The following is a 26111-nucleotide window of genomic DNA, read 5'->3' as shown; positions in this document are numbered from 1 at the left end:
TCGTCCACCGATGAATCTGCTGAAACGTTACGCCGTGCCCGTTATCTGTGCGATGACCGTTCTCACGCTGGCGGCTTGCTCATCCACGAAAGACGAGCGCCGTGTGCCGACGCCGCTCACCGAGTTCAAACCCGTGCTCGACGTGCAGCAGTCCTGGTCGGCGAGCGTCGGCAAGGCGGGCCGCTACATGTTCTCGCCGGTTGCAGTGGGCAATGCCGTGTACGCTGCCGGCACGAACGGCACGGTTGCCAAGATTGACGCGCAAACCGGCAAGGACGTGTGGCGCGTCAAGCTGCACGACGATCTGTCGGCGGGCGTCGGCAGCGATGGCACGCTCACCGCGGTCGGCGGCCTGAAGGGCGACGTATACGTGCTCGGCGCGGACGGCAAGGAACTGTGGACTGCTAAGGCGCCGGGCGAGATCATTTCCCCGCCGCTCGTCGGCAATGGTCTCGTGGTCGTGCGCACGATCGACGGCCAGATCGTCGCGTTCAACGCGCAAACCGGCGAGCAGAAGTGGAACTTCCGCAACCGCGCGGTGCCGTTGAACCTGCGCGTGTCGTCGGGCATGACGTTCGCGGGCGACGCGGCCGTGCTGGCCGGCTTCCCGGGCGGTTCGTTCGCCGCTATCAATCTGCAGACTGGCGACGCCTACTGGCAGACGCCGGTGTCGTATCCGAAAGGCGTGACCGAGGTCGAGCGTATCAACGACGTGACCGGGCCGCCCACGCTGGTGGGCTCGGAGACCTGCGCGGTGACGTTTCAAGGCCAGATTGGCTGTTTCGACGCGAACTCGGGCCGCGCGCTGTGGGGCAAGCCGTTCTCGAGCACGAGCGGCCTCGCGCAGGATGAGCGCAGCGTGGTCGCCGCCGACGACTGGTCGGTCGTGTCCGCGTTCGACGTGAACAACGGTTCGGTGCTGTGGAAGAACGAGGCGCTGAAGAACCGCGAACTGAGCGTGCCGATGCTGCTCGGCCGCGCGGCCGTGTTCGGCGACTACCAGGGCTTCGTGCATTTCCTGTCGACTGCCGACGGCACGCTCGTCGCGCGGGTCAAGACCGACGGCAGCGCGATTACCGCAGCGCCGGTGCTGGCCGGCGACACACTGGTGATCCAGACGCGCGATGGCGGCCTGTTCGGCTATCGTCCGCGCTGATCGCTATAGGTGATGTCAGGCGCGCAGGCCGGCTTTGCCGGCCGCGCGCTTTTTAATTGAAGTCTGCGTGGGCCTTGGCGCACAGCTCCTGCCTCGGGTTGCCACTCCGTCCGTGGCGTGATCGGGCAGGCTCAATAGAAAAATCGCCGGACGGGCTGGTCCGGCAAGTCGGATCGAAGCTGCGCCCGCCGGTATCAGAGGCGGTGCGTGCGCTTGGTCGGCGGCCTTGCGAACCGCAGGAACGCTTGCGCACGCGAGCGTCAGCCGCCGACCAGCACGGTCTGAAGCAGGCGACCCCCGGTGGCGTCTGTGCAGCTACTCCCGTCCGCCTGGATGCGCGTGTCGATCGCGCATCCGGAGCAGGCTGAATTCGTGATAATTTCGTCAAAACGCCGCCGCGTGGCGGCTGCCTGGCGTCGCTAAGCGCGCGATCGATCGCGATCCCGCGTTTCACCGTGAACAACATCAGATGAAACCCGTTATTGCCCTCGTTGGGCGCCCCAATGTGGGGAAATCCACGCTCTTCAACCGCCTTACGCGTTCGCGTGACGCGCTAGTTGCAGACCTGCCCGGTCTCACGCGCGATCGCCACTACGGCGAAGGACGCACCGGCGAGCGGCCGTATCTGGTCGTCGATACCGGCGGCTTCGAGCCGGTCGCGAAAGACGGCATCCTGCACGAGATGGCGCGCCAGACCCGCCAGGCGGTCGAGGAGTCGGACGTCGTCGTGTTCATCGTCGATGGCCGCAACGGGCTCGCCCCGCAGGACAAGTCGATCGCCGACTATCTGCGCAAGGTCGGCCGGCCGATCTTCCTCGTCGTCAACAAGGCCGAGGGGATGAAGTACACCAACGTCGCGGCCGACTTTTACGAACTCGGCCTCGGCGACCCGCGCGCGATTTCCGCCGCGCACGGCGACGGTGTCACCGACATGATCAACGAGGCGCTCGAAGTCGCTTATGCCGGTCAGCCGGAAGAGCGCGAGGAAGACAAGGAAGCGCGCGGCGTGAAAATCGCGATCGTCGGGCGGCCGAACGTCGGCAAGTCGACGCTGATCAATGCGCTGGTCGGCGAAGAGCGCGTGATCGCGTTCGACATGCCCGGCACTACGCGCGACTCGATCTACGTCGATTTCGAGCGTAACGGCAAGCCGTATACGCTGATCGACACTGCCGGCCTGCGCCGCCGCGGCAAGGTGTTCGAGGCGATCGAAAAGTTCTCGGTCGTGAAGACGCTGCAGTCGATTTCCGATGCGAATGTCGTGATTCTGCTGCTCGACGCGCGTCAGGACATCTCGGATCAGGATGCGCACATCGCCGGCTTCGTCGTCGAGCAGGGGCGCGCGCTGGTGGTTGGCGTGAACAAATGGGACGGTCTCGATCCGCATGTGCGCGAGCGCACCAAAGCCGACCTCGAACGCAAACTAAAATTTCTGGACTTCGCCAAATTCCATTTCATTTCCGCCGCGGAAAAAACCGGAATTGGGCCGCTGATGCGTTCGGTCGACGACGCGTACACGGCCGCGATGTCGAAGCTGCCGACGCCGAAGCTGACGCGCGCGCTGATCGAGGCGGTCGAATTCCAGCAGCCGCGGCGCCGCGGTCCCGTGCGTCCGAAGCTGCGTTACGCACACCAGGGCGGGCAGAATCCGCCGATTATCGTGATTCACGGCAATGCGCTCGACGCGATCACCGACACGTATAAGCGGTACCTCGAAAATCGCTTCCGGGAAACTTTCAAGCTGACGGGGACTCCATTGCGAATAGAGTTCAGATCGTCGACGAACCCTTACGCGGACAAAGGCTGAAGCAGGCTGAAGCTGGTCTTAAACCTGGGCTGAAACCCGCATGTATGCTGGGTTTGGCCGGGGGTCCCGGGCCCGCGCGTCGAAATGAAAATCAGCTATAGTGTAGCGGTTGGCGGCGGATCTCTTTTTCTTCGCCGTCAATTCAGTCAACCTGCAAAAAAATACGGAGTTTGCTATGAGCAACAAAGGGCAATTGTTACAAGACCCGTTTTTGAACGCACTGCGTAAAGAGCATGTGCCGGTGTCGATCTACCTGGTCAACGGCATCAAGCTTCAAGGGAACATCGAATCGTTCGACCAGTACGTCGTGTTGCTCCGGAATACGGTCACCCAGATGGTCTACAAGCACGCGATTTCCACGGTCGTGCCGGCCCGTCCGGTGAATTTCCACCCGGATTCCGAACAGTCCTAACCCTCGCCGCGGCCGGCACAGCGTCGCCCGTCGGCGATCACTCCCGGCCGCGTCATTTTGATACCCTCCAATTTGATCAATGCAGCGCTCGTTGGCATCGACTTCGGCAAGATCGATTTCGAAGCCAGTCTCGAAGAACTCAGCCTGCTCGCGCAAAGCGCGGGCGCGAATCCCGTAGTCACCCTCACCGGACGCCGTTCCAGTCCCGACGCGAAGATGTTCGTCGGCAGCGGCAAGGCCGAAGAATTGCGCCTTGCCTGTGAAGCGAACGACATCGAACTCGTGATCTTCAACCATGCTCTGGCGCCTGCGCAGCAGCGCAATCTGGAGCGGGCGCTTAATCGGCGCGTGGTCGATCGCACCAGTTTGATCCTCGACATTTTTGCGCAGCGCGCACGCAGCCACGAAGGCAAGCTGCAGGTCGAGCTCGCCCAGCTGCAATATCTGTCGACTCGGCTGATTCGCGCGTGGACCCACCTCGAACGTCAGAAGGGCGGTATCGGTTTGCGCGGTCCGGGCGAAACGCAGCTCGAAACCGACCGCCGGCTGATCGGCGAGCGCATCAAGGCGCTGAAGATCCGCCTCGACAAGCTGCGCCGCCAGCACGGCACCCAGCGTCGCGCGCGTAATCGCAACCAGACGATGTCGGTGTCGCTCGTCGGCTATACGAACGCGGGGAAATCGACACTCTTCAACGCGCTGACCAAGGCGCAGGCGTACGCCGCCGACCAGTTGTTCGCGACGCTCGATACCACCTCGCGGCGCGTGTACCTGGGCGACGAAGCGGGGCAGGTAGTGGTGTCCGATACCGTCGGTTTCATCCGCGAACTGCCGCATCAGCTCGTCGCGGCGTTTCGCGCAACGCTCGAGGAAACGATTCACGCGGATCTGCTGCTGCATGTCGTCGACGCATCGAGCGCGGTGCGGCTCGATCAGATCGATCAGGTGAACGAGGTGTTGCACGCAATCGGCGCGGACACGATCCGTCAGGTGCTCGTGTTCAACAAAATAGATGCGGTGCCAGAACTGGCAGCCCGTGGGGACGCGGTCGAGCGGGACGAGTATGGTAATATTTCGCGCGTCTTTTTGAGCGCGCGCACCGGGCAGGGGCTGGATGCGTTGCGCGCTGCCATCGCTGAAATCGCTACAGCCGAACCGCTTGCCGACATGCCGCTCGATGCGTCGCAAGACGACCGCTCGGCGCAACTGCGCGAAGACCACAAGATTCCAGAACTCGGGCACTGACCCGTTCCAATTGCACTGACCCGCTGTCTACTCTGGTGAACGAACACAGGTGAACGATTACAACGAGCGGAGTATCTGGCTGCGTATGCGCGCCTTGCTTTCACTGAACGATCCGCGTTGGGGCCGGGGCGACGGCAACGGCGACCGGCAACGGCCGAACGATCCGAAGCGGCCGGGGCGCGACGGTGAAGGTCCGCCCGATCTCGACGAAATGTGGCGCGATTTCAATCGCCGTCTGTCCCGGATTTTCGGGCGCAAGGGCGGCGGCGGTGTCGGCGGGGGCGGCCGTCCGGACAATGGCCGCGGCGCGCGCATCGGCGTCGGCATCGTAATCGGCGTGCTGATCGCAATCTATCTCGGCAGCGGTGTGTTCGTCGTACAGGATGGCCAGGCGGCCGTCGTGCTGCAGTTCGGCAAGTATCGCTATACCGCGGCGCAGGGTGTGCATTGGCGTCTGCCGTATCCGTTCGAGTCCCACGAGTTCGTCAACGTCGGCCAGATCCGCCAGGTCGAGATCGGCCGTAGCAATGTGGTGCGTCTCGCGAACGTGAAGGACGCATCGATGCTCACGCACGACGGCGACATCGTCGACGTGCGCTTCGCCGTGCAGTACCAGGTGCGCAAAGCCAACGACTTTCTGTTTCGCAGCGTCGATCCCGATCAGAGCGTGATGCATGCCGCACAGGCGGCGGTGCGCGGCATCGTCGGAGCGCACAGCACCAGCGATATTCTCGATCAGGATCACGAAACACTGCGCCAGCAGCTGATCGCGTCGATCCAGCAATCGCTCGATCAGTATCAGTCCGGTCTCGGGGTCACGGGTGTGACGATTCAGAGCGTGCAAGTGCCCGAGCAGGTGCAACCCGCGTTCGCCGACGCTGCGAAGGTGCACGACGAAAACGAACGCGCAAAACGCGATGCGCAGGCTTATGCCGCCGAACTCGTGCCGCGCGCGCAGGCCGACGTCGATCGTCAGGTGCAGGAAGCCAAAACCTACAGCCAGAACACGGTCGCGCAGGCGCAGGCCGAGGCCGAGCGCTTCAAGCAGGTCTACGCGCAATACGCGAAGGCCCCGGCCCTCGTGCGCTTCCGCCTGTACATGGAAACCATGCAGCAGATTTACGCGAACGCGACCAAGGTGTTCGTCGACGCGAAGAACGGCAACAACGTGCTGTATCTGCCGCTCGACAGGCTCGTCGAACAGAACCGCGAACGTCAGGCCGCGGCGGCGGGCGCCGCTGCTTCGGGTCCGGCTGTCGCGGGCGCGCCGCAAGCGGCGAGCGCGGCTGCGCCGTCGGCTGCGTCGGCCGCTGAGACCGGTGCCGCGGCGGGTTCCGCCCCCGAGGGTGCATCTGGCCCCGCCGCTTCCGCGCCTGCGGCGGCGAGCCGGCCGAGCGCCGCGTCGCTGCGTTCGCGCGAAGCGTTCCGCAATCGCATGCGCGAAGAAGACGTTCAATAAGGAGCGCACGAGAATATGAACCGAATCATTGCGCTCGTCGTCGCCGTCGTCATCGTGCTGTTCGCGGCATCGTCGATGGTGTTCGTCGTCGATCAACGGCATATGGCCGTGCTGTCCGCGCGCGGCGACGCGGCGCCCACGCTGCTCGGCCCGGGGCTGCACGTGAAGCTGCCGCCGCCGTTGCAAACGGTGACGTTCGTCGACAATCGCATTCAGTCGCTCGACGCACCCGACGAAGATCATTACGTCACGTCCGACAAAACCGATCTGCTGGTCAACCCGGTCGTCAAGTTCCGTGTGACCGATCCGCTGAAGCTGATCGCCGAAACGAAGGGTGATCCGCAGAGCCTGCCAGACCGGCTCGCCTTGCTGTCGCGCGGCGCGCTCGGCGACGCGTTCGGCAAGTTCACACTGTCCGACGCGCTCGCGAAACAGCAGGCGGTTGCCGAAGAGGCGCGTGGTGCGATGGACAAGAGCGCGGCATCGCTCGGCGTGTCGGTCGTGGATGTGCAGCTCACGCGCGTCGATTTCCCGGCGGCAGTGGCCGACTCGGTGTTCAAGCGCATGATCGCCGCGCGCCAGCAGGTCGCAGCGGACGAGCGCGCGAAGGGCGCCGCCGAAGCGAATCAGATCCGCGCGGACGCGCTCGCGAAGCAGCAGGCGGTGCTCGCCGACGGCCTCGCGCAGGCCCAGGGCATTCGTGGCGAAGGCGATGCGAAGGCCGCGGAGATCGCCGCCGAAGCGTTCGGCAAGGACCCGCAGTTCTATCAGTTTTATCTAAGCATGCAGGCGTACCGGAAGACCTTCAAACCGGGCGATCTGATCGTGGTCGACTCCAGTAGCGAGTTCTTCCGCTTCATGCGTAGCCCGACCGGCGGCGTCGCCCCGGACGCTTCCGCGCCTGCTGCGCACAAACGCTGATTACCGAAGGCCGCGGCATCCGCATCGCGGCCGCTTCACTCGCATGGACATAGCTGGCTCGTTATTGCTCGCGATCGCGCTGATGCTGATTATCGAGGGGATGTTTCCGTTCGTTTTTCCGAGCGCCTGGCGCGACACGTTCCGTAAAATAGCGGAACGACCGCCGCATCAGATTCGCGTCGGTGGGCTCATCGTGATGTTGCTCGGGCTGGTTTTACTGTTCATCGCGACCTGAAGCCGGCTTGCTTGTCTGACGAACGCCGGGTGCTGTGGCGTGTTTCAACCGGCCGAGCGAAACACCGACTATCCGGTCAGGCCGCCGCGCGGCGCGCGCGAGCGCCGCTTAACGCCGCTTAACGCCGCCCGCGCGTCGGTGTCAGCCGCCAGAATCAAGCCGCTATACGCCATTCACATTCATCATCGGCGCTTCAAGACGCCGTGTTCAACGCCGTAGGACTGTATCGATGTCGACCTGGTTGCTTCCTGAGAATATCGCCGACGTGCTGCCGTCGGAGGCCCGCAAGATCGAAGAATTGCGGCGTCACTTGCTGGACCGTTTCCGCTCGTACGGCTACGAGATGGTGATGCCGCCGCTGCTCGAATACCTCGAGTCGTTGCTGACGGGCGGCGGGCACGATCTGAATCTGCGCACCTTCAAGCTCGTCGATCAGTTGTCGGGCCGCACGCTCGGTCTGCGCGCCGACATCACGCCGCAGGTCGCGCGCATCGACGCGCATCTGCTGAACCGCCAGGGTGTCACGCGTCTTTGCTACGCGGGCAACGTCGCGCATACGCGGCCGCGTGGCCTGCATGCGACGCGTGAGCAGATCCAGATCGGTGCGGAAATCTACGGCCACGCGGGCCTCGAAGCGGACCTCGAAATCCAGCAGCTGATGCTCGACGCACTGCGTCTGGCCGGCCTCGCGAAGGTGCGTCTGGACCTGTGTCACGCGGGCGTGCTGGCGGCGCTGATCGAAGCCGAGCCGGCCGCCGAGGAACTCGGCCAGGCGCTCTACGACGCACTGGCCGGCAAGGACGTGCCGCGCCTCGTCGAGATGACCGCGCAATTCTCGCCGGTGATTCGCGACGCGCTGCGCGCTCTGCCCACTTTGTACGGCGACGCATCGGTGCTCGAAGAGGCCCGCGCGCGTCTGCCGAATTCGCCGGCGATCGCCCGCGCGCTCGACGACCTCGCGTTCCTCGCGAGCCAGGTCGACGGCGCCGAAGTGATGATCGACCTCGCCGATCTGCGCGGCTACGCGTACCACAGTGGCGTGATGTTCTCCGCATACGTGGACGGTGTGCCGAACGCGGTGGCGCGCGGCGGCCGTTACGACCACGTCGGCCAGGCCTATGGCCGAGCCCGCGCGGCAACCGGCTTTTCGCTGGATCTGCGTGAAGTCGCGCGGATCTCGCCGATCGAAGCGCGCAGCAGCGCGATCCTCGCGCCCTGGCGGCACGACGAAGCGTTGCGCGTGGCGGTCGCGGCATTGCGCGATGGCGGTGAAGTGGTGATCCAAGCGCTGCCTGGCCACAAGCACGATCTCGATGAATTCGCGTTCGACCGCGTGCTGGTCGAGCGCAATGGCGCATGGGTGGTCGAACCGCGCGCTTGAGCCGCGCGTTCCGGTCAACTCCGCCGGGAACACGTTTGCGGCGCTCGCTACAGGGCGGTGCGAGCATCGCCCGAACCGGGCGCGGTCGAGCGACTTTTCGCGGCCGCGCATCCCTCGCAATACTCAACATAACGTGCATACCGTTGAGCGGAAACGGAAAAATTCCGGAAGCTTCCGCGAACCTAGGTAAAATACGTTTTTAACCAGCTTACGAAACAACATGTCTGCCAGCGCAGTGAATGTGAACCCCGGGCGTAACGTCGTCGTCGTGGGTACCCAATGGGGTGATGAGGGCAAGGGCAAGATCGTCGACTGGCTGACGGACCACGCTCAGGGCGTCGTTCGCTTCCAGGGCGGTCACAATGCCGGTCACACGCTTATCATCGGCGGCAAGAAAACCATCTTGCGTCTGATTCCGTCGGGCATCATGCATCCCGGCGTCGCGTGCTATATCGGCAATGGCGTCGTGTTGTCACCGGAAGCGCTGTTCAAGGAAATCGGCGAACTCGAAGCCGCCGGCATCGACGTCCAGAAGCGCCTGTTCATTTCCGAAGCCACCACGCTGATCCTGCCGTATCACATCGCGATCGACCAGGGCCGCGAAGCGCGCCGCGGCGCGAGCAAGATCGGCACGACCGGCCGCGGCATCGGCCCGGCTTATGAAGACAAGGTCGCGCGCCGCGGCCTGCGCGTGCAGGACCTGTTCGACGCGCCGGCCTTCGCCGAGCGGCTGCGCGAAAATCTCGACTATCACAACTTCGTGCTCACGCAGTACCTCGGTGCCGCCGCGGTCGACTTCCAGCAAACGCTCGACACGATGCTGAGCTACGCCGACCGTCTGAAGCCGATGGTCACCGACGTGTCGCGCCGCCTGTACGACGTCAACGCGAACGGCGGCAATCTACTGTTCGAAGGCGCGCAGGGCACGCTGCTCGACATCGACCACGGCACCTATCCGTTCGTCACGTCGAGCAACTGCGTCGCGGGTGCCGCGACGGCGGGCGCGGGCGTCGGTCCGCAGAAGCTCAACTACATCCTCGGTATCACCAAGGCGTACTGCACGCGTGTCGGTTCGGGCCCGTTCCCGAGCGAACTGTACGATGCGGACAATACCTCGCGCCAGGACCCGATCGGTCTCGAACTCGCCACCGTCGGCAAGGAATTCGGCTCGGTCACCGGCCGTCCGCGCCGCACCGGCTGGCTCGACGTCTCCGCGCTGCGCCGCTCGATCCAGATCAACGGCGTGACGGGTCTGTGCATGACCAAGCTCGACGTGCTCGACGGTCTCGACGAAGTGAAGCTGTGCGTCGGCTACACGGTCGACGGCCAGAACGTCGATCTGCTGCCGCGCGGCGCGACCGAAGTCGCACGCTGCGTACCGGTCTACGAAACTTTCGCGGGCTGGAAGGAAAGCACGGTCGGCATCAAGGAGTGGGACAAGCTGCCCGCCAATGCGCGTGCGTACCTGACGCGCGTGCAGGAAGTCGCGGGCATCCCGATCGACATGGTGTCCACCGGTCCGGATCGCGACGAAACGATTCTGCTGCGTCATCCGTTCAAGGTTTAAGTGATGCAAGGTGTACCGATGATCGCGATGAAAGATCCGCGTAACGACGACAAGAACCTGTGGGTCGGCTGGGACGAATATCACCGGCTGATCGAGGTGCTCGCACTTGCCGTGCACGAATCGGGCTGGAAGTTCGACAAGATCCTGTGCCTCGCGCGCGGCGGTCTGCGCGTCGGCGACCAGCTGTCGCGCATCTACGATCTGCCGCTGGCCATTCTCGCAACGAGCTCGTATCGCGAGGCGGCCGGCACGCAGCAGGGCGAACTCGACATCGCGCAATACATCACGATGACGCGCGGCGAACTGCACGGCAACGTGCTGCTCGTCGACGACCTCGTCGATTCGGGCGTCACGCTCGCGCGCGTGCAGCAGCATCTGAAGGAACGCTATCCGGCTATCACCGCGGTACGCTCCGCGGTGCTGTGGTACAAGGGCTGCTCGAAGGTGAAGCCCGATTATCACGTGCAGTACCTGCCGACCAACCCGTGGATTCATCAGCCGTTCGAGGAGTGGGACACCGTGCGTCCGCATAACCTCGGCGCCTGGATCAAGCGCGGCATTGCCCAGGCCGAGGAGGCGTCGGGCAATTAACGCGAGGCCGCGCGCGTCATCGCGGTGTCACAAACGGAGCCCAGTCAGGCTCCGTTTTTTTATGCGTCATGCGCCGCGGCGGAACGCTCGCCCTGCGGCAGACGGGTCCATATCGCAGTGCTACACTGCGCGGACATCCACGTGGCGTATCCACAACAAGCCGGGCGGTACCGGATGAGCAGTTTAAAATAGCGGTCGTTTTTTCCGCCCGGGAACGGATTTCCTCGCGTCCATGACAGATAACAACCACGAACACAAACAGCCGCTTCCTTCCCTTGCGATTGCCGCGATCGGAGTGGTGTTCGGCGACATCGGTACGAGTCCGTTGTACTCGCTGAAGGAAGCCTTCAGCCCGTCGCACGGTATCCCGTTGACCGATCAGTCGATCCTGGGCGTGATCTCGCTGCTGTTCTGGGCAATCATGATCGTGGTCGGCGTGAAGTACGTGCTGTTCGTGATGCGCGCCGACAACAACGGCGAGGGCGGCGTCCTCGCGCTGATGGCGCTGGCGTTGCGCTCGGTCGATCAGAAATCGAAAATGGCCGGCCTTCTGATGATGCTCGGCATCTTCGGCGCCTGCATGTTTTACGGCGACGCGGTGATCACGCCTGCGATCTCGGTGATTTCGGCGGTCGAAGGTCTGGAAATCGCCGCGCCGCATCTGTCGCATCTGGTGATTCCGCTGACCATCGTGATCCTGATCGTGCTGTTCTGGATCCAGCGGCACGGCACGGCCACGGTCGGCCGTCTGTTCGGCCCGATCATGATGCTGTGGTTCCTCGTGCTTGCCTTGCTCGGCCTGTGGCACATCATGCAGTCGCCGAACGTGATCCGCGCACTCAATCCGTACTACGCGTACACCTTCATGGCCGCGCACGTGCTGCAGGCCTACGTGGTGCTCGGCTCGGTCGTGCTGGTGCTGACCGGGGCCGAAGCGCTGTATGCGGACATGGGCCACTTCGGCGCGAAGCCGATCCGCATGGCGTGGTACGTGCTCGTGATGCCGTCGCTGGTGCTGAACTACTTCGGCCAGGGCGCGCTGCTGATGCACGACTCGAAGGCGATCGAAAATCCGTTCTTCCTGCTCGCGCCGGACTGGGCGCTGTTGCCGCTCGTCGTGCTGTCGACGGTTGCGACGGTGATCGCTTCGCAGGCGGTGATTTCGGGCGCGTACTCGCTGACGAGCCAGGCGATCCAGCTCGGCTACGTGCCGCGCATGAAGGTCCTGCACACGTCCGAACTCGCGATCGGGCAGATCTATGTGCCGGTCGTGAACTGGATGCTGCTGTTCATCATCCTTTGCATCGTGATCGCGTTCAAGAGCTCCGACAATCTGGCCGCCGCGTACGGTATCGCGGTGACGGCAACGATGGTGATCACGACGATCCTCGCATGCGTCGTGATGGTGAAGGTGTGGAACTGGAACAAACTGCTCGTCGGACTCATCATCGGCGTATTCCTGGTGGTCGACCTCGGCTTTTTCGGTGCGAACCTGTTGAAGGTCGAAGAGGGCGGCTGGTTGCCGCTGTGCATCGGCGGCCTGCTGTTCTTCCTGTTGATGACGTGGTTCAAGGGCAGGATGATCGTGAAGGAGCGCACGGCCGCCGACGGTATTCCGCTGATGCCGTTCCTGCAAGGACTGCTCGCGCATCCGCCGCATCGCGTGTCGGGCACTGCGATCTATCTGACCGGCAGCGATTCGCTGGTGCCAGTGAGCCTGCTGCACAACTTGAAGCACAACAAGGTGCTGCACGAGCGCACGATCTTCCTGACCTTCGTCACGCGCGACATTCCGTACGTGAAAGACTCCGATCGCGTGACCGTGAAGGACATGAACGGTGGCCTGTGGCTGGTGAAGGCAGCCTACGGCTTCAACGAAACGCCCGACGTGAAGGCGGTGCTGCTCGACGTCGGTCGCACGCACGACATGACCTTCGAATTGATGGACACGTCGTTCTTCCTCGCGCGCGAAACGGTGGTGCCGACGCAACTGCCGGGGATGTCGGTGTGGCGTGAGCGTGTGTTCGCGTGGATGCATCAGAACGCCGCGAAGCCGACCGACTTCTTCAGCATCCCGGCTAACCGGGTCGTGGAGTTGGGGACCAAGATCGAGATTTGACGGCCCGCGTGTGACGTGCGGGAGCGCAAACAAAAAGCCCACGCAATGCGTGGGCTTTTTGTTTTATGCGCGCGTGCGTGTAAGCGGTTGTGCGCGCGACGCAGTCATGCAATGGACCGGAGCACGTCCAACGACGTACACCGGTCCAATACGCTCACTTCTGCTTGAGCTTGGCAAACGCGGCCGCCATCGCGCCGCCCGGCTCCGGTTCGCGCGAGCGCTGCGGCGCGCCCCGTCCCGCTCCGCCGCGGTTGAAGCCGCCCGAGCCGGCGCGATCCTGCTGCGCACCCCCGCCGCTGCGCGCGGTCGCCGCGCCGGGTTCGTCATCGAGACGCATCGTCAGCGCGATACGCTGGCGTTTCACGTCGACCTCCAGCACCTTGACCTTGACGATCTGTCCGGCTTTCACGACTTCATGCGGGTCCTTCACGAACTTCGTCGACATCGCCGACACGTGCACGAGACCGTCCTGATGCACGCCGACGTCGATGAATGCGCCGAACGCCGCGACGTTCGTCACGACGCCTTCGAGCACCATGCCCGGGATCAGATCGCTGACCTTCTCGACACCTTCGCGGAACGTCGCCGTCTTGAATTCGGGACGCGGATCGCGGCCCGGCTTTTCGAGTTCGACCAGGATGTCGCGCACGGTTGGCAGACCGAAGCGTTCATCGACGAATTCAGTGGGTGACAGTCCGCGCAACGCGTCGCGATTGCCGAGCACTTCGCCGACCTGCTTGCTGATCTTCGCGAGAATGCGCTGGACGACCGGATACGCCTCCGGGTGCACCGACGAGCGGTCGAGCGGATTCTCGCCGTTGTTGATGCGCAGGAAGCCGGCAGCCTGCTCGAAGGTCTTGTCGCCGAGACGCGGCACCTTACGCAGATGCTCGCGCGACGGGAACGGCCCGTTCGCATCGCGATAGTCGACGATGTTGCGCGCGAGCGTCGCGTTCAAGCCCGAGACCCGCGCGAGCAGCGCGACCGACGCGGTATTCGCATCGACGCCGACCGCGTTCACGCAGTCTTCGACGACCGCGTCGAGCGAGCGCGCGAGTTCGCGCTGGTTCACGTCGTGCTGATACTGTCCGACGCCGATCGCCTTCGGTTCGATCTTCACGAGCTCGGCGAGCGGGTCCTGCAGACGCCGCGCGATCGACACAGCGCCGCGCAGCGACACGTCCATGTCGGGGAATTCCTTCGCGGCGAGTTCGGACGCCGAGTACACCGATGCGCCCGCTTCCGACACGACGATCTTCTGCAGCTTCAGCTCCGGGTGACGCGCGATCAGCTCGCTCGCGAGCTTGTCGGTCTCACGCGACGCGGTGCCGTTGCCGATGCTGATCAGCTCCGCCTGCGTTTGCGCGGCAAGGCGCGCGAGCTTCGCGAGCGAGCCGTCCCAGTCGCGGCGCGGCTCGTGCGGGTAGATCGTGTCGGTCGCGAGCACCTTGCCGGTGCGGTCGACCACCGCCACTTTCACGCCGGTGCGCAGGCCCGGATCGAGACCGATCACGGCCTTCGGGCCAGCGGGCGCCGCGAGCAGCAGATCTTTCAGGTTGCGTGCGAACACGCGGATCGCTTCGTGTTCGGCTTCGTCGCGCAGATTGGTCAGCAGCTCGTTTTCGAGGTGCGGCTGCACCTTCACGCGCCAGCACCAGCGGCAGACGTCGGAGAGCCACTTGTCGGCGGGGCGGTTCTGGTTGGCGATGCCGAAGTGCCGCGCGATCAGCGCTTCGCCCGGATGCGGCACCTGCGCGTCGAGCTCTTCGCCGAGACCGAGCTTGATCATCAGCACGCCGGCATTGCGGCCGCGGAAGAGGGCAAGCGCGCGATGCGACGGCACAGTGCGGATCGTTTCCGCGTAGTCGTAATAGTCGCGGAATTTCTCTTCTTCGGCAGTTTCCTTGCCTTCGACGACCTTCGACGACACCACGCCCTGGTTGAACAGATAGTCGCGCAGCTTGCCGAGCAGCTCGGCCGTTTCGCCGAACTGTTCGGAGAGGATGTCGCGCGCGCCGTCGAGCGCGGCCTTCACGTCGGCGACGCCTTTGTCCGCGTCCACGTAGGCGGCGGCTTCGGTTTGCGGATCGAGCAGCGGATTGCCGAGCAGCGCGTCGGCGAGTGGCTGCAAACCGGCTTCGCGTGCTATCTGCGCGCGCGTGCGGCGCTTCGGCTTGTACGGTAGATAGAGGTCTTCCAGCACCTGTTTGCTATCGGCGCCTTCGATCGCGCTGCGCAACTCGTCGGTGAGCTTGCCCTGTTCGTCGATGCTCGCGATGATCGCCGCGCGCCGGTCTTCCAGCTCGCGCAGATAGAGCAGGCGTTCCTCGAGATTGCGCAGTTGCGTATCGTCGAGATTGCCGGTCACTTCCTTGCGGTAACGGGCGATGAACGGAACGGTCGCGCCTTCGTCGAGTAGTTCCACCGCGGCCGCGACCTGGCGCGGCTGGACGGACAGTTCGGTGGCGATGCGCTGGACGATCTTGAGTGCTACGGTTTCCGTCATAAGGTCTTGGTGTTCCTGCGGACTCAGTGATGGGCCGCGCGCGGGCGGCAATTCGGGACAGGCCGGGCGGGCGCCGCGACCAGGTTGCTAGAGCGGGGCATTTTGCCATAAATGCCAAAGGGCTCAACCGCGGGGTGTTAGAATTTCGGGCATGTTCCGTTGACCCTCTACGACGTTGCCAATCTCCTTGTCCCTCAACCGCCTGGTCTCTTCGCTGGCGTCAGGTTCGCTGCCGGGTTCGTCTCGGGGTTCGTCTCAATTGCCGCTGGTTTCGTTGCGCTGGTTCGGTCCGTCGGTCGTGACGGCGGCGTCGTCGTGCGTGATCGCCGCAGCGCTTGCCGTGCCGGTGCCCGCCGCGGCACAGAGCGCGACGCCCGCGCAAGATACGGCGCCGGTCGCGGCCTCGGGCCTGCAAGCCGCCGCAACGGGCGGCAGCCCTCAAAGCGCGAGTGATGCAGCCGCGCTGGACAAGTCGTTCGACGAGCGGCAACAGGTGCTCAATCAGCGCACCGACGACAACAACTATCAATTCGCTGTCGCGCAACACAACTGCTACAGCCGCTTCTTCGTCAATCACTGTTTGAATCGTGCGCGCGACGCGATGCGCAGCGTGCAGGCGGACATCCGCAAGGAGCAGCTCGCGCTGGACGCCGAGCAGCGTGCGCAGCGCGCCCGCGAGCGCGACGAGCGCACCGCGCTACGGCGCGCGCAAAACGAGGCGGAAGCGCCGCAACGCGCCGCCGAAGACGCGCGCAACGAGCAGGCGTATCAGGAAAAGCAGCGTCAGCACGCGCTCGATCAGGCGCAGCGCAACGCCGAGGCGCCGCAGCGCGAAGCCAATGCACAGGCCTACGAGGAGAAGCAGCGTCAGCACGCGCTCGAGCAGGCGCAGCGCAACGCCGCGGCACCGCAGCACCAGGCCAATGCGCAGGCATACGAGGAGAAGCAGCGCCAGCATGCGCTCGACCAGGCGCAGCGTGGTGTCACGCCGGCGCAGTCGGCGGCCAATCAGAAGGCCTACGACCAGAAGCAGAGCGACTACCAGCGCAAGCTCGAGGAGGCGCGTAGGCAGGGCGCGCAACAGGCCGCGGAGCGCCAGCAAAAACAGGAGAATTTCGAGCGGAAGCAGGCCGAGGCCGCGCAGCACAAGCTCGATGTCGAAGCGCGTCAAAAGCAGGCCGCCGAAAAGGCCGAGCAGAAGCGTCAGGACCAGTTGAAGCAGCAACAGCTCGAAGACCAGCAAAAGCAGCAGCAACAGCAACAGTAAGCGTGCTGTAGTGGCAGTGTCGTAGAGTGAGCCGTGGCGGTCGTGGCCACGGCCGCCGTAGTCGCCGTAATGCGTTTTGAGCCGGACAGCAACCTCAGGCATCGGACCGCGCGCACGCGGTCGGTGCCGCCGACCCGAGGAGGCGAGCATGCGCGATCGTCATCACGTCATCGACGCAAACACACTTCGCGACCGCATTCTGCAACTGGAATCGGAGCATAGTGGACTCGACCGGTTGATCGACCGGATGTCGGATGAACCCGGCATCGACGACTTCGAGTTGCAGCGCCTGAAAAAGCGCAAACTCAAAGTCAAGGACACCATCATCTTGCTGCAATTGCAGCTCGAACCGGACGCGCGCGCCTGAGTTCGCGGCCTGGCAGGCGCCGGGCGCGCAGCGCGCGAGCCCGACTTAGCAGGAACGCTTGCCTTGAATTCATCGCATGACACTTCATCCCGGGCCGCGCCGGACAACGCATCCGCTTCGGGCACGCCCGCGCCGCGCGCGGCAGCGCCGGTGCCGGGCGTGTCGCTGAGTCGGCGCCGCGCGAGCGAGCTCGACGACATCTTCGCCGACAACGGTCTGCTCGCACGTCAGATCGACGGTTATCGGCCGCGTGCGTCGCAGATCGAGATGGCGCGCGCGGTTGCCGCGGCGATGGAGGCGTCGGGCCGTGCAATGCCCGAGCCCGTGATGTTCGAGGCGCAGAAGCGCCCGGCGCGACGCCTGCAGCAGACTGGCGCTGACGCCGCCACTGAGGCGACCGACAGCAACGCCGAAGCCGAAGGCGTCGAAGCAGGTGAGAACACGCTGATCGTCGAAGCGGGGACCGGCACCGGCAAGACCTATGCGTACCTCGTGCCGGCCATGCTGTGGGGCGGCAAGGTGATCGTCTCGACCGGCACCAAGCATCTGCAGGACCAGCTGTTCCAGCGCGACATTCCGACCGTGCGCGACGCGCTCGCGGTGCCGGTGTCGGTCGCGATGCTGAAGGGCCGCGCGAACTATCTGTGCCATTACTACCTGCAACGCACCGCGGACAACGGCCGTTTGCCGTCGCGCCAGGAGACCTCGTATCTGCAGGACATCGTGCGCTTCGCGAAGATCACGCGCACCGGCGACAAGGCTGAACTCGCGAGTGTGCCGGAGACCGCGCAGGTGTGGTCGATGGTCACCTCGACGCGCGACAACTGTCTCGGCCAGGAGTGTCCACACTACAAGGACTGCTTCGTGATGCAGGCGCGCCGCGAAGCGCAGCAGGCCGATATCGTGGTAGTCAACCACCATCTGTTTTTCGCCGACATCATGCTGCGCGATACCGGCATGGCGGAGTTGCTGCCGACTGCGAACACCGTCATCTTCGACGAAGCGCATCAGCTGCCCGAAACCGCCACGCTGTTTTTCGGCGAGACGCTATCGACCGCGCAGTTTCTCGAGCTCGCGCGCGATTCGGTGGCCGAGGGTCTCGGTCACGCACGCGATGCGGTCGATTGGGTCAAGCTCGGCGCGACGCTCGAGCGCGCCGCGCGCGACGTGCGGCTTGCGTTCAAGGAAGATACGGTGCGTCTGTCGATCGGCCAGTTGCCCGACGATCATCCGCTATTCCCCGCGCTCGACACGCTCGAAGCCGAGCTCGACGCTTTAGCTTCGGCGTTGGCGGGGCAGGCCGAGCGAGCCGAATCGCTGGGCGCGTGTCTGCGTCGCGCGCGCGAGCTCCAGGACGTGCTGAGCGGCTGGACCACGCCGCCAACGAGCGCGGAACGCGACGCGGGTGCGACACGCGAAGGCGACGCAGGTGCCGAGCGCACCGATCCGAACGAAAAGGTCCGCTGGATCGAGGTGTTCTCGCACACGGTGCAGTTGCACGAAACGCCGTTGTCGGTCGCGCCGATTTTCGCGAAGCAGCGCGCCGGCGTGCCGCGCGCGTGGATCTTCACATCGGCGACGCTGTCGGTGCGGGGCGACTTTACGCACTACGCGGCGCAGATGGGCTTGAACTCGAAGCGCTCGATGACCTTGCCGAGCCCGTTCGACTATCCGTCGCAAGGGCTTCTATACGTGCCGCGCAATCTGCCGCAGCCGTCATCGCCGATGTTCACCGACGCTGTGTTCGATGCGGCATTGCCCGCGATCGAAGCATCGGGTGGCGGCGTCTTCATGCTGTGCACGACGCTACGCGCGGTGGACCGTATCTCGGCGAAGCTGCGCGACGCGATCGAGTCGCGCGGCTGGGACTATCCGCTGCTGGTGCAGGGCGATGCGAGCCGCACCGAACTGCTCGATCGCTTTCGCACGTACGGCAATGCGATTCTGGTCGGCAGTCAGAGCTTCTGGGAAGGTGTGGACGTGCGCGGCGACGCGCTGTCGCTGGTGGTGATCGACAAGCTGCCGTTTGCGCCGCCAGACGATCCCGTGCTGGCCGCGCGGCTCGACGCACTGACGAAGAAGGGCTTGAGCCCGTTCGCCGTGCATCAGTTGCCGCAAGCCGTGATCACATTGAAGCAGGGCGCGGGCCGGCTGATTCGCGCGGAGACCGATCGTGGCGTGCTGATGATCTGCGATACGCGGCTCGTCGATAAGCCTTATGGCCGCCGTATCTGGCAGAGTCTGCCGCCGTTCAAACGCACCCGCGAGATAGAGGTGGTCCGCGAGTTCTTCGAGGAACCGGTCGAACGCGGTTGAATGTCTTGATCGGTTGCTGCGTTCAGGTGACGCAGCAACCCAACGACGTGTGCTGCATGCGCGGTGCATCGCAAACAAAAAAGCCACGAATTTGCATTCGTGGCTTTTTAATGCTGCTTGCCAGGGGCTGCTGGTTTGAGCAGCCTCCCTCATCGACGTTGGCTGCGACGAGAGCCGTCGCAACGTCGAGCGAGCGCAGCTTACTGGCTTGCGCCTGCAGCCGGCGATGCTGCTTCAGCCGGCGATGCTGCTTCAGCCGGGGATGCTGCTTCTGCGGGCGATGCTGCTTCTGCCGGGGATGCAGCGACTGCCGGCGATGCTGCTTCAGCCGGGGACGCGGCAGCAGGTGCGGACGCAGCATCTGACGGAGCAGCGGCTTGTTCGCTCTTATTGCATGCAGCGAGTGCCACAGCTGCCAACAGGGATGCTACGAGGAGGGATTTCTTCATGATCACGTCCTTTTATGGTTTAAAGGTAAGCAACAGCGCAAAATAAAACCGGTAATGTGCTCCAACACCGACCTGGGCCGCTGGTGGAGATGCTCTTTCGAGAGCTGGAATCTTCCCTACGGCTTGGGCGGAAATTATATGCACTTTCGTACTGACAGTCGATAAATCCGGGGTCAATACGTTGTCTTTCTCATACAAAATTTCACTGTACGGTATAGCACGTGGGCAGAGTTACGCAAGCTCGCCCACCTGTATCCAGCCCGCACGATACCACTCGTGTAGCAGTGATGTCACAGATGAATCGTGCGATAGTGTTACAAAGCGTTTCGCACTCATGGACCTCCGATTCGCGAGATCAAACAGCCATTTTTTCGCGCCGTCCCACGTCATTTCTTCTCCATTTACGAAGAAAAAACGACGTTCATACAACAGGTTAGTCTTGCGATCGAGCCGTAGACCGGATTTCGATGCGACGCCGATGAAACGGGCTTCGTTGAGCGGCCGTTGGGGCGGATCGAAGACGACACTCGGCTTCGGTTCGCTGAGGTATGTGCCGAGGAACGACGCAATGTCCTGCTCGTTCCATCGCACTTTAGCAAGCATCGCGCCCACCCGGTCGACGAGCGCCGCGGGCAGTTCGGCCGGTCGCTCGACGGCGGCCTGCCGCGGATCGCGGTAAAGGGCGCCGGCCTTGCCTGTCGCGTCTCCGCGCTCGGCCAGGTGGTACAGAAACTGCGCGGTCAGTTCGCTCTCGGACGGTGCGCGAAAACCGATCGAACAGGTCATGCATTCGCCCTCGGCGATGCCGTCGTGCGCGATGTGCGGCGGCAGATACAACATGTCGCCGGGCTCGAGCACCCACTCCTGATCGTGCTCGAAGTGCTGTAAAACTTTCAACGGCAAGCCGGGCTGCAGCGTCAGGTCTTTTTGCGCGCTGATCCGCCAGCGGCGCTTGCCTTTCACTTGCAAAAGAAACACATCGTAGGAATCGAAGTGCGGGCCGACGCCGCCGCCATCGGTCGCATACGAAATCATCAGGTCGTCGAGACGCGCGTCCGGCACGAAGCGGAAACGGTCGAGCAACGCACGGGCGCGATCGTCATGCAGGTCCACGCCCTGCACGAGCAGGGTCCACGCGCGCTGTTTGACGGACGGCAGTTCGTCGGGCCCAAACGGGCCGTGCTCGAGTTGCCATTTGTTGCGGAAGTGCGTGATCAGGCGTGCTTCGACGTCGTCCTGATCGGCCAGCTCGAACAACTCGTCGCGCGACAGCGGCGCTTCGATGTCCGGAATCGCCTGGCGGATCAGCAGCGGCTTTTTCTGCCAGTAGCGGCGCATGAATTGCGACGGGCTAAGCTGGCCGAGCAGTGCGGTCGGAATGTCGGGCGAGGGCGGAAGAATGGGCTGCGTGGCCGGCTTTGCAGCAGACGGCGAATTGCTTGCCGAACGTGCATCGGCCGGGAGGTGAGTGGGCCGCCTGGGCATCGTATAATGTGAGTTGTATTCTGGAGAATCGAATGAAAATCGCAAAGAACACCGTCGTGTCGGTCGCGTACAAGCTGTCGGATGCGCAAGGCAATCTGATCGAGGAAAGCGAAGAGCCGATGGTCTATCTTCACGGCGGCTATGATGGCACGTTCCCCAAGATCGAGGAAGAGCTCGACGGCCACGAGGCTGGCTTCGAAACCCAGATCCAGCTCGAGCCGCAAGACGCGTTCGGCGAATACGATCCCGAGCTTGTGAAGATCGAGCCGCGCGATCGCTTCCCGGAACCGCTCGAAGTCGGCATGCAGTTCGAAGGCACCCCGGAAGATGGCGACGAGGAAATCGACGCGCTGGTCTACGTGGTGACCGACGTCGCCGAAGACAAGGTCGTGCTCGACGGCAACCATCCGCTCGCCGGCATGGCGCTGCGTTTCGCGTTGACCGTCAAAGACGTGCGTCCGGCAACTGAAGACGAAATCCAGCACGAGCACGCGCATGGCGCGGACGGCCTCGAAGTCCTCGACGACGACGAAGACGAGGACGAAGACGACAACTCAAAACCGACCCTGCACTGAGCTTGCGGGTGTGCGCGGTGTCGTCGCGGGGGCAGGCGGCACCGGTGCGGGCAATGCTGGCGAAGCTGGCAGTATCGACCCCGGCGGCATTGAGATCGCGGGTCCATAGTCGCCGCCGCCCTGGTCGGACGGGATGCGCGGCTGCTGGTCCTGCGACTCTCCAGGCGTCTGCAATACGGGCGGCAATTCCGACCCCGGCCCGAACCCTTCCACATTCGGCATCTCCGGCGCAGCCGGCATCGACGCGCCGGATTCGTCACGCGGCGATACGGGTGGCGAGACAGGCGGCGTGGTGGGCAGCGGCATCTGCTTCGGCACGTCGCGCACGCTGACTCTGAACGGCGGCTTCCTGCCGAAATCCGCTTCTACTTGAATCCATTGGTTAAGACGATCACGCGGCGCGAGCGCAATGCGCGTGAAGTTCGTCACGACCATCCCCTTGTCGTTGCGTAGCGGCTGATCGATGACGAAACCTCCGGCCTGCCGTTCATCGTCTGCATGAACGACGACCACGGGTCCGGAGAAAATCTGCGCGAGCTTGACCAGACTGCGCTTGAATTCGAGAAAGCCGTCGCGGCGCGGACTGTGCGCAAAGTGCAGCCAGGCGAACCGTTCGGGTCGCTCATAGCGCTCCGGGGCGAAGTCACCCTGAATGAACACGACGATCGCGCGCGCGTCCCGGCGCTTCGCGAATTCGGCGGCGTGCTCGAGCCAGAATGCATTGGCGATCACGCGATCTTCGAACTCACCGTTTCTGCCGGCCGCGCTCAGGTAGTGATTGTTCGGACCCGGCGCGTTCAAACCGATGAAGACGATGTCGCCGCCTTTTGTATTCGCTTTTTCGTTGACCACCCAGCGCACGTTTTCGCGAAATGGACGGAAGCGCGACACCTCGCTCTCGCGCGTCAAGGCGATCGGGTTCTGTCCCATCGAGGTCGGCTCGGCGAACAGCGTCTGGCGCAACTGGTCGAGCCGTTCGACCGGATCGAAGCCGCCGGCTTCCGCCGTGCCGCAATCGACCCAGTCATGCTGGCCGGGGATAAAAAAGAGGGCAGTGCGCGAGCTATCGAGCAACGTCTGACGGCGCTCGAGCAACGCGTCGCGACAAACTTCCTTCGGCCCTTTCAGATTGCCGTCGTAGACGATGAAGCGCACATCGCGCTCGCGGCCAATCGCATCGAGCAACCGTTGCGTGGCGGCTTCGTCCGCGGGGCTGTGCATCGTGTCGGAGACCACTGCGAACCCGAAGCGCGAGGCTTCTGCGTGCGCCGGCGCGCTCCATGCGCACACGGCCGCGAGCACGACGATGCCGCCTGCCGGTGCGAGCACGTGGCGCAGCGCTGCGCGAAGCCCGCACGGATGCGGCGGGCGTCTCCGCGTGTCAGTGGTTCGCATCCGGAGCGACGGCCAGTTCATGCAGTTCGTACAGCAGATCGAGCGCTTCGCGCGGCCGCAGATCGTTCGGATCGATGCCGCGCAGGCGCTCGACGAGTGTCTGCATTGCGGGCGACGCAGGCGTTGCGTCGCTCGCCGCCTCGAGGTCGTCGTCCGCATCTTCGGCGAGCATGGCAGGCTGCGTCGCAAACAGATCGAGTTGCGGCGCGGGCTGCGCGGCCGATTGCTGTTCCAGATGCGCGAGATGTTTGCGCGCCGCGCGGATCACCGCGTTGGGGACGCCGGCGAGTTGCGCGACCTGCAGACCGTAGCTCTGATTGGCCGGTCCTTCGTTGACAGCATGCAGGAACACGATGCCATGCCCATGCTCGACCGCCGACAGATGCACGTTTGCTGCGTGCGGAAATTCCGCGGGCAGTTGCGTCAGCTCGAAATAGTGCGTCGCAAACAGCGTGTAGCAGCCATTGTGGGATAGCAGGTGACGCGCGATCGCCCACGCGAGCGCGAGACCGTCAAAGGTCGATGTGCCGCGGCCGATCTCGTCCATCAGCACGAGGCTTTGCGGCGTCGCGTCGTTGAGGATCGCGGCGGCTTCGGTCATCTCGACCATGAAGGTCGAGCGGCCGCCGGCGAGGTCGTCGGCGGCGCCGATGCGCGTGAAGATACGGTCGATCGGTCCGAAGGCCGCGCGCCGCGCCGGCACGTAGCTGCCAACGTATGCGAGCAGCGCGATCAACGCGGTCTGGCGCATGAAAGTCGACTTACCGCCCATGTTCGGACCGGTGATCAACAGCAGCTTGCGCTCGGTCGCGAGTGAGCAATCGTTGGCGATGAACTGCTCGACCTGCGCCTCCACCACCGGATGACGACCCTGCTCGATGTCGATGCCGGCGTTCGCCGAGAACGTCGGCGCAACCCAGTCGAGCGCGCGAGCGCGTTCGCCGAACGCGGCCAGCAGATCGAGTTCGGCAAGCGCGAGTGCGACGCGCTGACAGTCGGGAATGAACGGCAGCAACGCTTGCAGCAATGCGTCGTACAGTGCGCGTTCGCGCGCGAGCGCGCGTTCCTGAGCGGACAGCGCTTTGTCCTCGAAGGTCTTCAGCTCGGGCGTGATGTAGCGCTCGGCGTTCTTCAGCGTCTGCCGGCGGCGATAGTCGTCGGGCACCTTGTCGGTCTGGCCGCGCGTGACTTCGATATAGAAGCCGTGCACCTTGTTGTACTCGACGCGCAGATTGTTGATGCCGGTGCGCGCGCGTTCGCGTGTTTCGAGATCGATCAGGAACTGTCCGCAGTTCTCCGAAATATCGCGCAGTTCGTCGAGTTCCGCGTCATAGCCGCGTGCGATGACGCCGCCGTCGCGTACCATCGCGGCCGGCTCCTGCGCGACCGCGAGCTTGAGCAAATCGACGCACGCATGCGGCGGCTCGAGCGCCGCGTCGATGCGCGCAAGCGAATCCGCGTTCGCTGCCACTACCGCGAGCTGCGCGCGCAAAGCAGGCAGCGCGATGAAGGTATCGCGCAGGCTCGACAGATCGCGCGGCCGCGCCGACAGCAGCGCGAGACGCCCGGTGATCCGTTCGATGTCTGAAATCTGCCGCAATGCGCTGCGCAATGTATCGAGATCGGTGCCCGGCGGCGCGTCGAGCAACGCGCCGATCGCCTGCTGCCGCGCCTGTGCCACCGCCGAATCGCGCGGCGGATGATGCAGCCAGTGACGCAGCAGGCGGCTGCCCATCGTCGTGCAGCAGGTATCGAGCAGCGAGCACAGCGTTGGCGATTCGGTGCCGCGCAGTGTCTCCGTAAGTTCGAGGTTGCGGCGCGTGGCGGGGTCGAGACCGATGTATTCGGATTCGGATTCGACCTTCAGGCTGCGCACGTGACGTAGTTGCTGGCCTTGCGTAGACGCCGCATACAGCAGCAACGCGCCGGCCGCGCCGCACGCGCAGCCGAGCGAATGCGCGCCGAAGCCGTCGAGGCTCGCGACTTCGAGCTGATCGCACAGGCGCTTCGTGCCCGACGTGATATCGAAGTGCCAGGCCGGCACGCGCTTGAGCGCGCTGGCGTTGACAGGCGGTGTCCAGCTGGTGGAGTCGGCGGCGGCATCGGCGACCAGAATTTCCGCGGGACGAATACGCTCCAGCGCGGCGGCGACCTGATCGGGCGCGACTTCGGCGAGGCGCAGCGCGCCGCTCGCGAGATTGAGCCACGCAAGACCGACGCTCGTCGCGACGCCGCGGCGATTGTGCGCGACGCACAGCGCGAGCAGATAGACATCGCTCTTGTCGGACAGCAGCGCGGCGTCGGTCAGCGTGCCAGGGGTGACCACCCGCATCACCTTGCGCTCGACCGGGCCTTTCGAGGTGGCCGGGTCGCCGATCTGTTCGCAGATCGCGACCGATTCGCCGAGCTTCACGAGCTTGGCCAGATACTGCTCGACCGAGTGATGCGGTACGCCGGCCATCTTGATCGGATTGCCCGCCGATGCGCCGCGCTGCGTGAGCGTCAGGTCGAGCAGGCGTGCGGCTTTTTCCGCGTCGTCGAAAAAGAGTTCGTAGAAGTCGCCCATCCGGTAGAACACCAGCGTGCCCGGATGCTCCGCCTTGATGCGCAGGTACTGCTGCATCATCGGCGTGTGTTGTGCGACGTCGTTGGCCGCTGCGGTTTGAATGCCCATCCTTCGTGTCTTCTTGCGGTAGATGCTCAGGGCGTGAGTTTAACCCGCCGGCGCGGCGAGCGGACCCTGGCCGAACGGACGATACCCAACCCGGGAGCATGATGGCAGCATGAGCGATCCGATCTGAGCGTGCGATTTACGCGATCGCGGCGGGCTGCGCCGTCGAGCCGCGCCGCGCGCGGTC

Annotated in this window: 20 protein-coding genes; 15 read left to right on the top strand and 5 right to left on the bottom strand. The window is 64.2% G+C overall.

Annotation, left to right across the window (positions count from 1 at the left end; all coding sequences use genetic code 11):
• The first annotated feature begins 10 nt into the window (after window positions 1–10).
• The 11 genes from bamB to VSR82_RS02875 all read left to right on the top strand — a co-directional run bounded on the left by bamB (window position 11) and on the right by VSR82_RS02875 (window position 12893).
• Window positions 11–1156, top strand: coding sequence for an outer membrane protein assembly factor BamB (bamB, locus tag VSR82_RS02925; RefSeq protein ID WP_368586073.1), 1146 nt, complete (start codon window positions 11–13; stop codon window positions 1154–1156).
• 469 nt (window positions 1157–1625) lie between these two features.
• Window positions 1626–2963: a ribosome biogenesis GTPase Der gene (gene der / locus VSR82_RS02920; protein ID WP_429458816.1), complete on the top strand. Its 1338-nt coding sequence runs from the start codon at window positions 1626–1628 to the stop codon at window positions 2961–2963.
• Between the two features lie 175 nt (window positions 2964–3138).
• Entirely contained in the window at window positions 3139–3375 is a 237-nt protein-coding gene (hfq, locus tag VSR82_RS02915) for an RNA chaperone Hfq (RefSeq protein ID WP_006051315.1), read from the top strand.
• A gap of 57 nt (window positions 3376–3432) precedes the next feature.
• Complete coding sequence (hflX, locus tag VSR82_RS02910; RefSeq protein WP_026228684.1) at window positions 3433–4620, top strand: GTPase HflX; 1188 nt, start codon at window positions 3433–3435, stop codon at window positions 4618–4620.
• A 49-nt stretch (window positions 4621–4669) separates the two neighbouring features.
• Window positions 4670–6079 carry an FtsH protease activity modulator HflK gene (gene hflK, locus VSR82_RS02905; RefSeq protein WP_410847908.1) on the top strand — a complete coding sequence of 470 codons (1410 nt, stop codon included), beginning with the start codon at window positions 4670–4672 and terminating at the stop codon, window positions 6077–6079.
• A gap of 15 nt (window positions 6080–6094) precedes the next feature.
• Window positions 6095–7000: a protease modulator HflC gene (hflC, locus tag VSR82_RS02900; protein ID WP_368586076.1), complete on the top strand. Its 906-nt coding sequence runs from the start codon at window positions 6095–6097 to the stop codon at window positions 6998–7000.
• Between the two features lie 43 nt (window positions 7001–7043).
• Entirely contained in the window at window positions 7044–7235 is a 192-nt protein-coding gene (locus tag VSR82_RS02895) for a DUF2065 domain-containing protein (protein ID WP_013089773.1), read from the top strand.
• A 229-nt stretch (window positions 7236–7464) separates the two neighbouring features.
• A complete protein-coding gene (locus tag VSR82_RS02890) occupies window positions 7465–8616 on the top strand; it encodes an ATP phosphoribosyltransferase regulatory subunit (protein ID WP_176136218.1) in 1152 nt (383 codons plus the stop codon).
• Window positions 8617–8836: 220 nt separating this feature from the next.
• The gene (locus VSR82_RS02885; RefSeq protein ID WP_368586077.1) at window positions 8837–10183 is read left to right on the top strand and encodes an adenylosuccinate synthase; all 1347 of its coding nucleotides are present in this window, start codon (window positions 8837–8839) and stop codon (window positions 10181–10183) included.
• Window positions 10184–10201: 18 nt separating this feature from the next.
• Window positions 10202–10774: a phosphoribosyltransferase gene (locus tag VSR82_RS02880; RefSeq protein WP_013089770.1), complete on the top strand. Its 573-nt coding sequence runs from the start codon at window positions 10202–10204 to the stop codon at window positions 10772–10774.
• Between the two features lie 232 nt (window positions 10775–11006).
• A complete protein-coding gene (locus tag VSR82_RS02875; RefSeq protein ID WP_410842426.1) occupies window positions 11007–12893 on the top strand; it encodes a potassium transporter Kup in 1887 nt (628 codons plus the stop codon).
• Between the two features lie 154 nt (window positions 12894–13047).
• On the opposite strand, the gene VSR82_RS02870 is transcribed toward VSR82_RS02875, so the two are convergent.
• Window positions 13048–15399: a Tex family protein gene (locus tag VSR82_RS02870; RefSeq protein ID WP_498857478.1), complete on the bottom strand. Its 2352-nt coding sequence runs from the start codon at window positions 15397–15399 to the stop codon at window positions 13048–13050.
• 259 nt (window positions 15400–15658) lie between these two features.
• Here VSR82_RS02870 and VSR82_RS02865 point away from each other — a divergent pair, with 259 nt between their 5' ends.
• From VSR82_RS02865 to yoaA, 3 genes are all read left to right on the top strand, one after another.
• Complete coding sequence (locus VSR82_RS02865; protein WP_429461855.1) at window positions 15659–16666, top strand: coiled-coil domain-containing protein; 1008 nt, start codon at window positions 15659–15661, stop codon at window positions 16664–16666.
• Between the two features lie 148 nt (window positions 16667–16814).
• On the top strand, window positions 16815–17033 hold the full coding sequence (locus tag VSR82_RS02860; protein ID WP_013089766.1) for a DUF465 domain-containing protein: 219 nt from the start codon (window positions 16815–16817) through the stop codon (window positions 17031–17033).
• Window positions 17034–17096: 63 nt separating this feature from the next.
• On the top strand, window positions 17097–19349 hold the full coding sequence (yoaA, locus tag VSR82_RS02855; protein ID WP_429458822.1) for a DNA repair helicase YoaA: 2253 nt from the start codon (window positions 17097–17099) through the stop codon (window positions 19347–19349).
• Window positions 19350–19549: 200 nt separating this feature from the next.
• Here the strand turns inward: yoaA and VSR82_RS02850 are convergent, their stop codons facing one another.
• Window positions 19550–19798, bottom strand: a complete 249-nt coding sequence (locus VSR82_RS02850) for a hypothetical protein (protein ID WP_368586081.1) — start codon at window positions 19796–19798, stop codon at window positions 19550–19552.
• A gap of 231 nt (window positions 19799–20029) precedes the next feature.
• A complete protein-coding gene (locus VSR82_RS02845; protein ID WP_368586082.1) occupies window positions 20030–21283 on the bottom strand; it encodes a JmjC domain-containing protein in 1254 nt (417 codons plus the stop codon).
• A gap of 32 nt (window positions 21284–21315) precedes the next feature.
• Between VSR82_RS02845 and VSR82_RS02840 the strand changes: the two genes are divergently transcribed.
• Complete coding sequence (locus VSR82_RS02840) at window positions 21316–21858, top strand: FKBP-type peptidyl-prolyl cis-trans isomerase (RefSeq protein ID WP_013089763.1); 543 nt, start codon at window positions 21316–21318, stop codon at window positions 21856–21858.
• Here VSR82_RS02840 and VSR82_RS02835 read toward each other — a convergent pair.
• The gene (locus VSR82_RS02835) at window positions 21838–23253 is read right to left on the bottom strand and encodes a hypothetical protein (RefSeq protein ID WP_429458826.1); all 1416 of its coding nucleotides are present in this window, start codon (window positions 23251–23253) and stop codon (window positions 21838–21840) included. The two genes, VSR82_RS02840 and VSR82_RS02835, sit on opposite strands and share 21 nt — an antisense overlap.
• Entirely contained in the window at window positions 23240–25927 is a 2688-nt protein-coding gene (gene mutS, locus VSR82_RS02830; protein ID WP_429458828.1) for a DNA mismatch repair protein MutS, read from the bottom strand. Before mutS ends, VSR82_RS02835 begins: the two co-directional genes overlap by 14 nt.
• Window positions 25928–26111: the final 184 nt, after the last annotated feature.

The organism is Burkholderia sp. JPY481, from assembly GCF_038900515.1.
In the GTDB taxonomy this organism is placed as follows: Bacteria; Pseudomonadota; Gammaproteobacteria; order Burkholderiales; family Burkholderiaceae; genus Paraburkholderia; species Paraburkholderia youngii.
Note: the sequence above shows the minus strand (reverse complement) of the source record. Positions and strands in the feature narration are given on the sequence as shown.

What these genes read in the sequence shown, in the direction of transcription:
- VSR82_RS02860 (WP_013089766.1), top strand. Translation starts at nt 16,815, where the DNA reads ATGCGCGATCGTCATCACGTCATCGACGCAAACACACTTCGCGACCGC.
- mutS (WP_429458828.1), bottom strand. Translation starts at nt 25,927, where the DNA reads ATGGGCATTCAAACCGCAGCGGCCAACGACGTCGCACAACACACGCCG.
- VSR82_RS02880 (WP_013089770.1), top strand. Translation starts at nt 10,202, where the DNA reads ATGATCGCGATGAAAGATCCGCGTAACGACGACAAGAACCTGTGGGTC.
- VSR82_RS02895 (WP_013089773.1), top strand. Translation starts at nt 7,044, where the DNA reads ATGGACATAGCTGGCTCGTTATTGCTCGCGATCGCGCTGATGCTGATT.
- hfq (WP_006051315.1), top strand. Translation starts at nt 3,139, where the DNA reads ATGAGCAACAAAGGGCAATTGTTACAAGACCCGTTTTTGAACGCACTG.
- VSR82_RS02850 (WP_368586081.1), bottom strand. Translation starts at nt 19,798, where the DNA reads ATGAAGAAATCCCTCCTCGTAGCATCCCTGTTGGCAGCTGTGGCACTC.
- VSR82_RS02835 (WP_429458826.1), bottom strand. Translation starts at nt 23,253, where the DNA reads ATGCGAACCACTGACACGCGGAGACGCCCGCCGCATCCGTGCGGGCTT.
- VSR82_RS02870 (WP_498857478.1), bottom strand. Translation starts at nt 15,399, where the DNA reads ATGACGGAAACCGTAGCACTCAAGATCGTCCAGCGCATCGCCACCGAA.
- VSR82_RS02875 (WP_410842426.1), top strand. Translation starts at nt 11,007, where the DNA reads ATGACAGATAACAACCACGAACACAAACAGCCGCTTCCTTCCCTTGCG.
- VSR82_RS02885 (WP_368586077.1), top strand. Translation starts at nt 8,837, where the DNA reads ATGTCTGCCAGCGCAGTGAATGTGAACCCCGGGCGTAACGTCGTCGTC.
- hflC (WP_368586076.1), top strand. Translation starts at nt 6,095, where the DNA reads ATGAACCGAATCATTGCGCTCGTCGTCGCCGTCGTCATCGTGCTGTTC.
- VSR82_RS02840 (WP_013089763.1), top strand. Translation starts at nt 21,316, where the DNA reads ATGAAAATCGCAAAGAACACCGTCGTGTCGGTCGCGTACAAGCTGTCG.
- VSR82_RS02845 (WP_368586082.1), bottom strand. Translation starts at nt 21,283, where the DNA reads ATGCCCAGGCGGCCCACTCACCTCCCGGCCGATGCACGTTCGGCAAGC.
- VSR82_RS02890 (WP_176136218.1), top strand. Translation starts at nt 7,465, where the DNA reads ATGTCGACCTGGTTGCTTCCTGAGAATATCGCCGACGTGCTGCCGTCG.
- bamB (WP_368586073.1), top strand. Translation starts at nt 11, where the DNA reads ATGAATCTGCTGAAACGTTACGCCGTGCCCGTTATCTGTGCGATGACC.
- der (WP_429458816.1), top strand. Translation starts at nt 1,626, where the DNA reads ATGAAACCCGTTATTGCCCTCGTTGGGCGCCCCAATGTGGGGAAATCC.